Source organism: Pseudomonas sp. DrBHI1 (genome assembly GCF_002205115.1).
GTDB lineage: Bacteria > Pseudomonadota > Gammaproteobacteria > Pseudomonadales > Pseudomonadaceae > Aquipseudomonas > Aquipseudomonas mosselii.
In genome coordinates this window covers 1-11,529 of record NZ_NIBE01000078.1, presented here as the reverse complement: position 1 = coordinate 11,529, position 11,529 = coordinate 1, and the positions used below count along the sequence as shown (strand labels likewise).

Annotated in this window: 13 protein-coding genes; 8 read left to right on the top strand and 5 right to left on the bottom strand. The window is 67.8% G+C overall.

The features are described 5' to 3' along the window. Positions 1 to 83: 83 nt before the first annotated feature. The 4 genes from CC207_RS17425 (at position 84) to CC207_RS17410 (ending at position 3,909) form a co-directional block, all read left to right on the top strand. Positions 84 to 902 (top strand): molybdenum cofactor biosynthesis F family protein, encoded by an 819-nt coding sequence (locus CC207_RS17425; RefSeq protein ID WP_088852480.1) that lies wholly within the window; start codon positions 84 to 86, stop codon positions 900 to 902. Next, the gene (locus CC207_RS17420) at positions 899 to 1,690 is read left to right on the top strand and encodes an SDR family NAD(P)-dependent oxidoreductase (protein WP_256582109.1); all 792 of its coding nucleotides are present in this window, start codon (positions 899 to 901) and stop codon (positions 1,688 to 1,690) included. Before CC207_RS17425 ends, CC207_RS17420 begins: the two co-directional genes overlap by 4 nt. After that, a complete protein-coding gene (locus CC207_RS17415) occupies positions 1,687 to 2,454 on the top strand; it encodes an SDR family oxidoreductase (protein WP_088852479.1) in 768 nt (255 codons plus the stop codon). Before CC207_RS17420 ends, CC207_RS17415 begins: the two co-directional genes overlap by 4 nt. A gap of 168 nt (positions 2,455 to 2,622) precedes the next feature. Further along, a complete protein-coding gene (locus CC207_RS17410) occupies positions 2,623 to 3,909 on the top strand; it encodes an alginate export family protein (RefSeq protein ID WP_241776345.1) in 1,287 nt (428 codons plus the stop codon). A 283-nt stretch (positions 3,910 to 4,192) separates the two neighbouring features. Here CC207_RS17410 and CC207_RS17405 read toward each other — a convergent pair whose 3' ends face one another. Next, positions 4,193 to 5,071, bottom strand: a complete 879-nt coding sequence (locus tag CC207_RS17405) for a Dyp-type peroxidase (protein WP_062362189.1) — start codon at positions 5,069 to 5,071, stop codon at positions 4,193 to 4,195. 174 nt (positions 5,072 to 5,245) lie between these two features. Between CC207_RS17405 and CC207_RS17400 the strand changes: the two genes are divergently transcribed. Then, the gene (locus tag CC207_RS17400) at positions 5,246 to 6,139 is read left to right on the top strand and encodes a bile acid:sodium symporter family protein (protein ID WP_028688773.1); all 894 of its coding nucleotides are present in this window, start codon (positions 5,246 to 5,248) and stop codon (positions 6,137 to 6,139) included. A 66-nt stretch (positions 6,140 to 6,205) separates the two neighbouring features. Here CC207_RS17400 and CC207_RS17395 read toward each other — a convergent pair whose 3' ends face one another. Further along, positions 6,206 to 6,667: a sterol desaturase family protein gene (locus tag CC207_RS17395; RefSeq protein ID WP_088852478.1), complete on the bottom strand. Its 462-nt coding sequence runs from the start codon at positions 6,665 to 6,667 to the stop codon at positions 6,206 to 6,208. Between the two features lie 73 nt (positions 6,668 to 6,740). Between CC207_RS17395 and CC207_RS17390 the strand changes: the two genes are divergently transcribed. Continuing rightward, positions 6,741 to 7,511: a class I SAM-dependent methyltransferase gene (locus CC207_RS17390; RefSeq protein ID WP_062573966.1), complete on the top strand. Its 771-nt coding sequence runs from the start codon at positions 6,741 to 6,743 to the stop codon at positions 7,509 to 7,511. Positions 7,512 to 7,849: 338 nt separating this feature from the next. After that, positions 7,850 to 8,563, top strand: a complete 714-nt coding sequence (locus tag CC207_RS17385; RefSeq protein WP_088852477.1) for an MgtC/SapB family protein — start codon at positions 7,850 to 7,852, stop codon at positions 8,561 to 8,563. Here the strand turns inward: CC207_RS17385 and dksA are convergent. The 3 genes from dksA to CC207_RS17370 all read right to left on the bottom strand — a co-directional run bounded on the left by dksA (position 8,560) and on the right by CC207_RS17370 (position 10,945). Beyond that, a complete protein-coding gene (gene dksA, locus CC207_RS17380) occupies positions 8,560 to 8,967 on the bottom strand; it encodes an RNA polymerase-binding protein DksA (RefSeq protein ID WP_028688769.1) in 408 nt (135 codons plus the stop codon). The genes CC207_RS17385 and dksA overlap by 4 nt on opposite strands. A 77-nt stretch (positions 8,968 to 9,044) precedes the next feature. Beyond that, a complete protein-coding gene (locus CC207_RS17375) occupies positions 9,045 to 10,382 on the bottom strand; it encodes a dihydroorotase (protein ID WP_088852476.1) in 1,338 nt (445 codons plus the stop codon). A gap of 2 nt (positions 10,383 to 10,384) precedes the next feature. After that, on the bottom strand, positions 10,385 to 10,945 hold the full coding sequence (locus tag CC207_RS17370) for a carbonate dehydratase (protein WP_062362175.1): 561 nt from the start codon (positions 10,943 to 10,945) through the stop codon (positions 10,385 to 10,387). 145 nt (positions 10,946 to 11,090) lie between these two features. On the opposite strand from CC207_RS17370, the gene CC207_RS17365 reads away from it, so the two are divergent. After that, positions 11,091 to 11,529: GNAT family N-acetyltransferase (locus tag CC207_RS17365; RefSeq protein ID WP_143496130.1), on the top strand; the 439-nt coding region annotated here is incomplete at its 3' end.

The following is an 11,529-nucleotide window of genomic DNA, read 5'->3' as shown; positions in this document are numbered from 1 at the left end:
CCTGTGACTCAACCTTCCGGTTGATACCATCGCCCGACGCGCCGTTGCACCCTGTGGCCACCCCAACCACAGGAGTCACCGCCATGCCCAATACCGCCGACTGGATCACCGTGGGCGCCCTCGCCGAGGGCTTCGCGCCCGAAGCCTTCATCCTGCCGCAACTGGCCGACCTGTCCGGGCGCATGCTTACCCTGCACTTCGCCAATGGCTGGGTCATCGAACACCGCTTCGACAGCGAGCGCCTGCACTGGCGCGCCGCGGACGGCCACAGCAGCGGCAGCGCCGGCTACCGGGCGACTTCGGTACGCCCCGGGATCTACCTGGTCGACTTCATCAAGCACGAGGCCGGCCAGGCCTGGTCGGTGTCGCTGGTGCTCGACACCCTAGAGCACGCCTTCACCGCCGTGCTCGGGCGCCTGCCCGACCAGGTCCGGACTCAGCGCGGCCTGTATGCCCTGGCCCTGGCCGGCGAAGCGCTGACTGGCGTAGAGGCCAGCTTCCTGCACGGCAGCCTCGACCGCCCCTGGCAGGCCGGTGCCTGTCCCCACGCGCCGACCACCGAGCTGGTCGGCCTGCGCAACCACTACCGCTACAGCCCCACCGAGGAGTACGAGCACATCTACCTCAATGCCAACTACTACAGCTGGCAGTGCCTCAAGGGCGTCGAGCAGGGGCTGTGCGACACCGACCGGGCGTACTACTACAAGATCGCCGAGCAGCTGTACCTGTTCGTCTGGTGCGAGAAGATCGTGCCCACCCTGGGCCTGGTGATGATCGACCTGGCGCGCCACCGCAGCGACGGCAAGATCTTCGGCTACCAGGGTGGCGGCTTCGATGCGCTGGCCAACTTCCCGGTGTCGTCCCACTGCCGGGTGCTCAATCGCACGGAGCATGCGCAGTGAACCGCAGCGTGCTGATTACCGGGGCCGGCAGCGGCATCGGTGAAGCCTGCGCCCTGCGCCTGGCCCGCCAGGGCTGGCGGGTGGCGCTGGTGGGCCGCCGCCGCGAGGCGCTGGAGCGCGTCGCGCAGCGGTGCGATGGCCTGGCGCTGGCCGGCGATGCCGCCGACAGCACCTCCTGGGCGGGTTTCATCGAGCAGGTGCGCGCCCGTTTCGGCGGCCTCGACGCGGTGATCGCCTGCGCCGGCGGCCACGGCCTCGGGCGGGCCGAGCAAACCAGCGACGATGCCTGGCGCGAGGCCCTGCGCAGCAACCTCGACAGCGCCTTCCACACTGCCCGGGCCTGCCTGCCGTTGCTGCGCGAGCGGCGCGGCAGCCTGGTGCTGCTGGGCTCCATCGCCTCGCTGGCGGCCGGTCCCGAAGTCTGCGGCTACACCACCGCCAAGCACGCCCTGGTCGGTCTGACCCGCTCGCTGGCTCGCGACTACGGGCCGTTCGGCGTACGGGTCAACTGCGTCTGCCCAGGCTGGGTGCGCACGCCCATGGCCGACCAGGAAATGCAGCCATTGATGGATCACTACCAGGAAGACCTCGACGCCGCCTACCGCCGCGTCACCGCCGACGTGCCGCTGCGCCGCCCGGCCAGCAGCGACGAGATCGCCGCCGTGTGCCAGTTCCTGGTCGGCGTTGAGGCCAGCATCGTCACCGGCGCGGTGATCACCGCCGATGGCGGTTCGACCGTGGTCGACGTGCCGACCCTGGCCTATGCCCGCCTGGAGCCGGCGGCATGAACGCGCGCTACGACTTCCAAGGCCGCACGGTGCTGGTCACCGGCGCGGCCGGCGGCATCGGCCAGGCCATCGTCGAGGGTTTCGCCCGTGGCGGCGCCCGGGTGCTCGCCGTGGATCTTGATCCGCAGGCGTTGCAGCGCCTGGTCGAGGATCAGTTGACGTTGGGCCACGAGGTGCGTGGGGAGATGCTCGACCTGGCCGACCCCGGCGCGATTCGCGCCTTGCTGGCCGGGCTGGAACGCCTTGATGTGCTGGTGCACAACGCCGCCTACTTCCCACTCACCGCATTCGTCGAGATCGACCCGGCCCTGCTGCAGCGCACCCTGGCGGTGAACCTGGGCGCGTTGTTCTGGCTCACCCAAGGCGCCCTGCCGCTGTTCCGCCGCCAGGGTGGCGGATGCGTGCTGGCCACCTCGTCGGTGACCGGCCCCCGGGTGGCCTATCCAGGCCTGAGCCACTACGCAGCGTCCAAGGCCGGGGTCAATGGCCTCATTCGCAATGCCGCGCTGGAACTGGCGCCGTTCAACGTGCGGGTCAACGGCGTGGAACCGGGGATGGTGCGCACACCGGCCATGGACAACCTCGGCGATACCACCCTCAACGCCCGGATCGCCGCCGGCGTGCCCCTGGGACGGCTGGGCGAGCCGGCCGATATCGCCGGGGCGATGCTGTTCCTGGCCTCTGACGCTGCCCGCTATATCACCGGCCAAACCCTGGTGGTCGACGGCGGCGCCACCTTGCCGGAGACCGCCGCGCGCCTGTGATGGCGGCGACAGGCAAGGCCGCTGGCAGCCACGGGCAAGACCACCGCCAGCGTTCCACGCGCTAATAACCCGTCGCCTTTCGACACTGCCTCCACAACGACGCGGCACTCAAGACCGCACACAACAAACGAGGATCGATCCATGCGTCTCACCCCACGTCGCACCGCAATGGCCACGGCCCTGGCCCTGCTGGTGCATGGCCAGGCCAGCCCGGCCTATGAGCTGTACGCCGACGATGACAGCCACCTGAATGCCGACTTGCTCGCGGTCTGGGGCATGTTCAATAGCCGCCACAACTACGATGGCACCCCCGGCGGCTCGACCTGGCGCGAAGGTTTCATCAAGTACGGCCTCAGCGGCGACCAGGGCCTGGGCGGCAACGGCTCGCTGTACGGTGCCCTCAACTGGGTCAGCTCCGGCGCCTGGGGCGACGGCGACGCCGGCGGCAACCAGGACGGCTCCGAACGCACCACCAAGATCGAGGACGCCTACCTGGGCTGGCGCTCAGGCGACCTGTTCCCGCTGCTGGGCAAGGATGGCGTGGACCTGTCCGGCGGCCGCCAGGTGATCCGCCTGGGCAGCGGTTTCCTGATCAACGACGACGGCCCCAACCTGGGCAAGGGCCCGGCCGATGGCCAGCTCAACCGCGGCGGCGGCTTCTACCTGGGCGCGCGCCACGCCTTCGACCGCACCGCGGTACTGCGTCTGGGCGGCAAGGAAGGGCTGCATGGCAGCGTGCTGTGGCTCAAGTCCGACAACCGTGCCCAAGCCGAAACAGAGCTGGCGGCCGGCACCCTGGACTACACCCATGACCTGGGCACCCTGGGCCTGACCTATATCCACGGCATCGACGTGGCCGACCAGTGGGCCAGCGAGTTCCAGAAGGGCCGCGAAGGCATGGATGTCTACAGCCTGCGCGGCGAAGGTGACGTCGGGCTGGAAAACACCCGCTTTGCCTTCGAGTATGCCTGGCAGGACACGCGCGGCGGCCGCGAGACCGCCTGGTACGCCGAGGCCAGCCATACCTTCGCCGAGGCCCCGTGGGCACCGCAGCTGACCTACCGCTACACCCGCTATTCGGCGGGCTGGGACCTGCTGTTCACCGGCCTGTCCAGCGGCTACGGCACCTGGATCCAGGGCGAGGTCGCCGGCAACTATTCCGGGCCGTTCAACACCAACAGCGGCATCCACCATGTGGGCCTGAAGGCCACGCCACGGGACGACCTCACGGTCGGCGCGCTGTTCTTCGACTTCGACACCGTGCGCAGCCGCGACACCCTGAAGCTGGATGCCCAGGAGCTGGACCTGTATGTGGAGTGGGCGGTCAACGAGCACCTGATCGTCACCCCGCTGCTGGGGCTGTTCAAGCCACGCAAGGATCAAAGCAATGGCGGCAACCAGGTGGGAAGCGGGACCAACGTTTACAGCCAGCTGACGGTGGCGGTGCCGTTCTGACGGGCAGTCCTTTCAAGGTGTACAACGTTGGTTTTGCAGCGCCTGCAAGATCGAGCGCCGCCCGCGCGGCGCATCGCGACGCAAGGCCGCTCCCACATCTGTTTCGGGCCAGTCAATCCTGTGCCATGACCTTGTCCGCCTTGTTGGTCCGACTCGGTTTCAGCGTGAGCCCCACTGCTGTCCCACTTGACTCAAGGCATGGGCCAAGGCAGATAACCATGGCCTGACAGGTGTGGGAGCGGCCTTGTGTCGCGAAAGGGCTGCGCAGCAGCCCCAGGATCCATCAGCCCAACAGAAGGCGCAGGTCTGCGCCCACTTCAGCCAACGGCGGGCACCAGTAGTACCCCCCCGTCAATGGCCGGCTGAAGCGGTACAGGCCATCGACCACGCCATCCTCGAGCCCACTCATGCGCCGCAGCTGTACCTCGAAGGCATCCAGCGAGAAGCCCAGGGCGACGAACGCCAGGCCTGCGCCACGCTCGTCGGTCCAGGCCACCGAGCGACGCACCATGAACGCCTCCGGCGCGAAGCTTTCCTGGGCGGTGCGCTTGACGTGGGCCGACTCGGGCGCGTCGTCGAGCTCTTCGTTGTCACTCAGGCGGCGACCGATGATGTTGTCCTGCTCAGCCTGGGGCAACGACTTGAAGTACTCCAGGTCGTGCTTCCACAGCTGGAACGCGGCGAAGCTGGAACCCGCCAGTCCAGGCTGATCGCCCGGCACGATGGCGGCGGTGACGGCGTCTTCGTCCACCGGGTTTTCGGTGCCGTCTTCGTAGCCGGTCAAGTCATGGCCGCCCCGGTGCAGGAAACCATCGACGCTGTCGACCAGGCGCAGCGCCGGAGCCAGCGCCTGCTGCAGGGCCTGGGCGCGCAGGAACAACTCGCCGCGCTCGGCGCCGCGCAGCCACAGCCACAGGGCGTGCTGGGTCGCCGGGTTCTCCACCACCGCATCCAGCTGTGGGAAACTGCGCAGGCCCGGCACTTCGCGGCCCAGGGCCTTGGCCAGCGGCGCGCCGATGCCCAGGATCAGGCGCTGCCCATCGACCTGCGGCAACAGCTGGTCGAGGACGGCGGGCAAGGCCTCGAGCGAATCGAGGGCGAAGAACAGGTGACGGGCATGGGCCGGCACCGGGGTGGCAAGCAGACCTGGCTGGAACGGCATGACAGGCGAATCCTCGGCAAAAGCGCGAATGCTACTGCGCCGGGCGATGCATCGCAACGCGACACAGGGCCGCTCGCCCCGGTAACAATCGGTTACCAAGGCGCGCCGTTTGCGATTAGCTATCGTTGCGCCACCCCCTACACTCCTCGGAATCCTTCGCCCGAGAGACCGCCCATGACCGCCTCCCCGCTGCTCACCGCCCTCCTGCCGCTGGCCCTGGGCATCATCATGCTCGGTCTGGGCCTGTCACTGACCCTGGCCGACTTCGCCCGGGTGGTGAAGTACCCCAAACCGGTGGTGATCGGCCTGGTCTGCCAGATCCTGCTGCTGCCGCTGGTGTGCTTCCTGATCGCCAACGGCTTCGGCCTCGAATCGGCACTGGCGGTCGGCCTGATGCTGCTGGCCGCCTCTCCGGGCGGCACCACCGCCAACCTGTTCAGCCACCTGGCCCATGGCGACGTGGCGCTGAACATCACCCTGACGGCGGTCAACTCACTGATCGCCATCCTGACCATGCCGCTGCTGGTTAACCTGTCGCTGATCTGGTTCATGGAATCGGACCAGGCCATCCCGCTGCAGTTCGCCAAGGTCATGCAGGTGTTCGCCATCGTCCTGTTGCCGGTGGCGCTGGGCATGCTGATTCGCCACTGGACGCCGCGTTTCGCCGCGCGCATGGAAAAACCGATGAAGATCGTCGCGGCGCTGTTCCTGGCTTTCACCATCGTCCTGGCCCTGGCCAAGGACTGGCAGACCGTGGTCGAGTACGCGCCGATCGTCGGTGGCGCCGCGCTGCTGTTCAACCTGCTCAGCCTCGCGGTGGGCTACTGGGTGCCGCGCCTGCTGAGCATCCCGAAACGCCAGGCGATCGCCATCGGCATGGAAATCGGCATCCACAACGGCACCCTGGCGATTGCACTGGCCCTGAGCCCGACGCTGCTCAACAACGCGACCATGGCGGTGCCGGCAGCGATCTACAGCCTGATCATGTTCTTCACGGCGGCGGGGTTTGGCTGGTGGGTGAGTCGAGGGCATCGTCGCGAGGACGTCGCGGTCGAGACCGTCAATTGAAAACATCGCGGGGCAAGCCCGCTCCCACGAGTACCGTGGGAGCGGGCTTGCCCCGCGATAGGGCCATCAGCCCCGCCGCCGCTTCAGCTGTCGCTTCAGCACCCGCAAGGGCGGCGCGTAGAAGAACCCGAACGACACGCTGCCCTGGCGCCCCTTCACCGCATGGTGCAGGCGGTGCGCCCGGTACAGGCGCTTGAGATAGCGGTTGACCGGCTTTGGCGCGCGGGGCCAATGCCGGTGGAAGAAGCCGTCGTGGGCCAGCACATAGGCCACGCCATACCCCGCCACCCCGGCGCCGACCCACTGCAACGGCGCATGCCCGGCCTTGCCCAGGGCCACCAGCGCCGTGGCGATCAACCCCAGGGCCAGCAGGTAGATGTCGTTGGTCTCCAGCATGCCCAGCTGCGGCTCGTGGTGCGAGCGGTGCAGCCACCAGCCCCAGCCATGCATGACGTACTTGTGGGCCAGCGTGCCGACGCCCTCCATGGCCACCAGGGTGGCGAACAGCACGGCGAGATTGAACAACATGGATCGGTCCGGGGGTTTGGCAACGAAAGGCGCAAGGGTACCATTGCCGCCAGGTCATTCGGAGGGATTTTCCATGAAGGATGTGCACACCTCGGCCAGCACCGGTTTCAGCCGTCAGTCGAGCAACTACGAGCAGGGCCGGCCCGACTACCCGGTCGCCTTGCAGGGCTGGCTGCGCGACACGCTTGGCATCGACGCAGGTACCCCGGTGCTCGACCTGGGCGCCGGCACCGGCAAGTTCACCCGCCTGCTTACCGCCCTGGCGCCGCGCCTGACGGCAGTGGAGCCGGTGGCCGCCATGCGTGAGCGATTCCACGAGCGACTCCCCGAGGTTCCCGTGCTCGAAGGCACCGCCCAGCATATCCCACTGGCCGACGCCAGCCAGCAGGTGCTGGTCTGCGCCCAGGCCTTCCACTGGTTCGCCGATGCCGCCGCCCTGCGCGAGATGCACCGGGTACTGGCGCCGGGCGGGCGCCTGGGGCTGATCTGGAACGTGCGCGACGAAACGGTCGACTGGGTGGCGCGGATCACCGAGATCATCACCCCCTACGAGGGCGACACCCCGCGTTTCCACACGGGTCGCTGGCGCGACGCCTTCGCGGGCAGCCGCTTCAGCGCGCCGCAACTGACCACCCTGCCCCACGTCCATGAAGGCAACCCGCAGACGGTGATCCTCGAGCGCCTGCGCTCGGTCAGCTTCATCGCCGCCCTACCCCAGGCCGAGCAGGACAGGGTCATGGCCCGGTTGCAAGACCTGGTCGACAACCACCCGGCGCTCAAGGGCCGCGAGCGCGTTGCCTTCCCGTACCAGACCCAGGCCTACGTCTGCCAACGCCTGGCGTAATGCAATTGTCATGATTCATGCCTTGACCCTGCACGGGTCAAGGCGTATGGTCCGCCGCGCATTCAAGCATCCCCCACACAGGAGTCCCCTGCATTGGACAGTAGCCCCAGTCGATTGCGACAGGCCCACACGGCGAGCTAGTCCGGCAGCGTTCCTGCCACTGTCTCGCCGCATCCGGTAGACGGTGGTTTCCTTCAGCCCAGCGTGGCTGAACATTCCTCCTTCCTTTCCAGCCCTGCCACGTGGCATGGCGCGTGGTCCTGCGCATTCCTCGCTTTCATTCGCGCCGCCCTAGGTCGGCGCTCGTGCGGGCCATCGCCCGCGGAACGGAGTTCGCTATGGATTGGAAAATCTTTCTGCTGCGCGTCAGCGTGGCCCTGCTGCTCGGTGCCCTGATCGGTGCCGAGCGTCAACTGCGCCAGCGCCTGACGGGCCTGCGCACCAACGCCCTGGTCAGCACCGGCGCCTGCCTGTTCGTGCTGATGACCCAGGCCGTGCCGGGCATGGCGCCCACCGATGCCTCGCGCATCGCCGCCTATGTGGTGTCGGGCATCGGCTTTCTCGGCGGTGGCGTAATCATGCGCGACGGTTTCAATGTACGCGGCCTGAACACCGCCGCCACCCTCTGGTGCACCGCCGCGGTCGGCGTGTTGTGCAGCCTCGGCTTGCTGCTGGAGGCCTCCCTGGGCAGCCTGGTGGTGCTGTGCGCCAACATCCTGCTGCGCGACCTCGCCCAGCGCCTGGACCGCCAGGACGTGGTGCCGGCCAGCGAGGTCGAGCAGCGCTACGAGGTGCGCATCGTCTGCCGCGCCGAGGACGAGATCCAGGTACGCAGCCTGATGCTGCACAGCCTCAGCGACCCAGGCCTGCGCCTGCAGTCACTGCACAGCGAGGACCTGCCCGACCCGGCACGCCTGGAAGTGCGCGCCGAACTGCTCGGCACGCCGAAGGCGCCGACCCAGCTGGAGCGTCTGGTCGGGCGGGTGAGCCTGGAGAAAGGTGTCAGCGCCGTGCGCTGGCAGTTGCAGGCCCAGGGTCTGCCCACTGACTAAACGTCGTCACGCACGTGCCGTTCGCGCAGCTCCTGGCGCTCCTTGGCCTCGACGCACAGGGTCGCGGTGGGCCGCAGCAGCAAGCGGCGCAGGCCGATCGGTTCACCGGTTTCCTCGCACCAGCCATAATCGCCACGGGCCAGGCGCTCCAGCGCCTGGTCGATCTTGTCCAGCAGCTTCTTCTCCCGCTCCAGCGAGCGCAGTTGCCAGTGGCGCTCCTCCTCGGCGCTGCCGATGTCGGCGGGGTCGCTGTGCACTTCCTGTTCGCGCAGGGCGCGGAACTCCTGCTCGATGCGCGTCTGCAGCTCGCCGCGCTGGGTCAGCAGCAGGTTGCGGAAGAACTGGCGCTGGGGTTCGTTCATGTAGGCAGTGGCGGGTTGTTGCAGCAGTTGCTCTTCAGTCATGGGGGTCACTCCGGGACACTGGGGGCGCCTTGCGGCCTTTTCGCGGCATGGGGCCGTTTCTACGGGATCTGGGGGATTCAGCGGTCGAACATCAAGGGCAAGCCCTGGCATTGGTCACGTACCCGCCCCTGGTGCCAGGCCAACTGTCCGGACACCACCGTGCTGCGCACCACATGGTGGAAGGCGCGCTGCTGGAACGGCGTCCAGCCGCAGTGCGCCAGGATCGGATCGTCAGCGACGGCCCGTGGGCTGGCCAGGCGCTCGACGATGGCGAAGTCCGCCCAATACCCCTCGCGCAGGAAGCCGCGTTCGCGAATGGCGAACAGTTCGGCCACCGCGTGGCTGGTCTTGTTCACCACCTGGGCCATGCTCAGCACCCCCTCGCTGACCAGCTCCAGCGCCGCCGGCAAGGCATGCTGCACCAGCGGCAGCCCCGATGGCGCGCGGGTATACACGCGGCGCTTTTCCTCCAAAGTGTGCGGCGCATGGTCGGTGCCGATCACATCGATGCGGTCGCGGGCCAGGGCCTTGCGCAGGGCATCGCGGTCGGTACCGGTCTTGATCGCCGGGTTGCACTTGATCAGGTGACCGAGGCTAGCGTAGTCGCTGTCGTCGAACAGCAGGTGGTGCAGGCACACCTCGGCGGTGATGTGCTTGCCGCTCACCGGGCCCGGCGTGAACAGCGCCAGCTCGCGCACCGTGCTCAGGTGCAGCACGTGCAGGCGCGTGCCGAAGCGCCGGGCCAGCTCCACCGCCAGGCTCGAGGAGCGGTAGCAGGCGTCGGCGTCGCGGATCAGCGGGTGTGCGGCGGGGGGAATGAACTCACCATGGCGGGCCAGCCACCAGCCCTCGTTCTCGAGGATGCTCGGAGTGTGCTCGCAGTGGGCCAGGACGAGGGTCGGCGCATAGACGAAGAGCTTTTCCAGTACCTGCGGGTCGTCCACCAGCATGTCGCCCGTGGAGGCGCCCATGAACACCTTGATCCCGGCCACTTCGCGCGGATCGAGGGCAGCGATGGTGTCCAGGTTGTCGCGGCTCACGCCGAAATGGAAGCCGTAGTTGGCCCGCGAACTCGCCGCCGCCCGCCGCTTCTTGTCGGCCAGCGCTTCCAAGGTCAGGGTCGGCGGGTTGGTGTTGGGCATGTCCATGTAGCTGGTGATGCCCCCGGCCACCGCCGCCCGCGACTCGCTGGCGATGCTGCCCTTGTGCGGCGCCCCCGGCTCGCGAAAATGCACTTGGTCGTCGATCATCCCCGGCAACAGCCAGGCGCCCTTGGCATCGATCTCCAGCGTCGCCCGGGCATTGCCGAGGCTGCCGGCGATCCGCTCGATGCGCCCGTGGCGCACCAGCAGGTCGCCTTCGAACTCGCGCCCTTCATTGACCAGCCGTGCGTTGCGCACCAGCAATGTGTCCATGTTCAGAACTCGTTCTGCAGAGCCTTGTAGCCCTGGACCAGGTCGATGTTGGTGCGCGCCACGTCCTCGGAGAACTCCGAGGCCGACACGCTGACCGGCGGGTAACGCTCCAGGTCGGTGTGCGGGCCGATGTGCTCGGTGGGCGGCACATAGAAGCGCGGCGGCAGGTCGCGGCCATCGACCACCGAGTTGTGCCGCACCACGCTGCCGTCGCCGACCTTGCAGTTGAACAGCACGCTGTTGAAGCCGATGAACACTCGGTCACCGACCTCGCACGGGCCATGCACGATGGAGCGGTGGGCGATCGAGCTGTACTGGCCGATGCGCACCGCCGCGCCGGACTTGGAGTGGATCACCACGCCGTCCTGGATATTGGAGTTGGCACCGATGACGATCGGCTGCATGTCGCCGCTGCCATCCACCTCGTCGGCGCGGATCACCGCGTAGGGGCCGACGAACACGTTGTCATGGATGATCACCTTGCCGCAAATGATGGCGGTGTGGTCGATATAGGCCGATTCAGCAATTTGCGGGAGATGGCCGGAGGGGTTTCTGCGGATCACGGTAAGGGCCCTGCAAGGAAGGAAGAGCCAAATGTTACGTTATAACATTTACAATGCAACACCTCCTCACGCCGATCTGGCAAACTCCGCCTACCTGCGCGACAACGCGCGGGCGCGCCATCGCACCTACAGGTCCTGATCTCCCATGCGTATCCGCCCCACCCTCGTCAGCGACATCCCCCTGCTTCCCGCCCTGGAACACTCCGCGGCCCAGGCTTTCCGGCAATTGCCGCACCTGACCTGGCTGGCCGACAGCGATGTGCTGAGCGAAGCCGAACACCTGGCGTTCGTCACCGAGGGCGACAGCTGGGTTGCCGTGGATGATCAGGACCGGCCGCTGGGTTTTCTCTGCGCCAGCGCCACAGGCGACGCCCTGCACATTCACGAGTTGTCGGTCCGCCAGGAAGCCCAGGGCCAGGGCCTGGGGCGTGGACTGCTGGACCAGGCGCGGGCGGCCGCGCGCCTGGGTGGCTTGCCCTGGCTGACCCTGACCACCTTCGACGATGTCCCCTGGAATGCCCCGTTCTACGCCCGCTATGGCTTCGAGCGCATCCCGGCGTCGCAGCTCGATACACGGCTGCAAG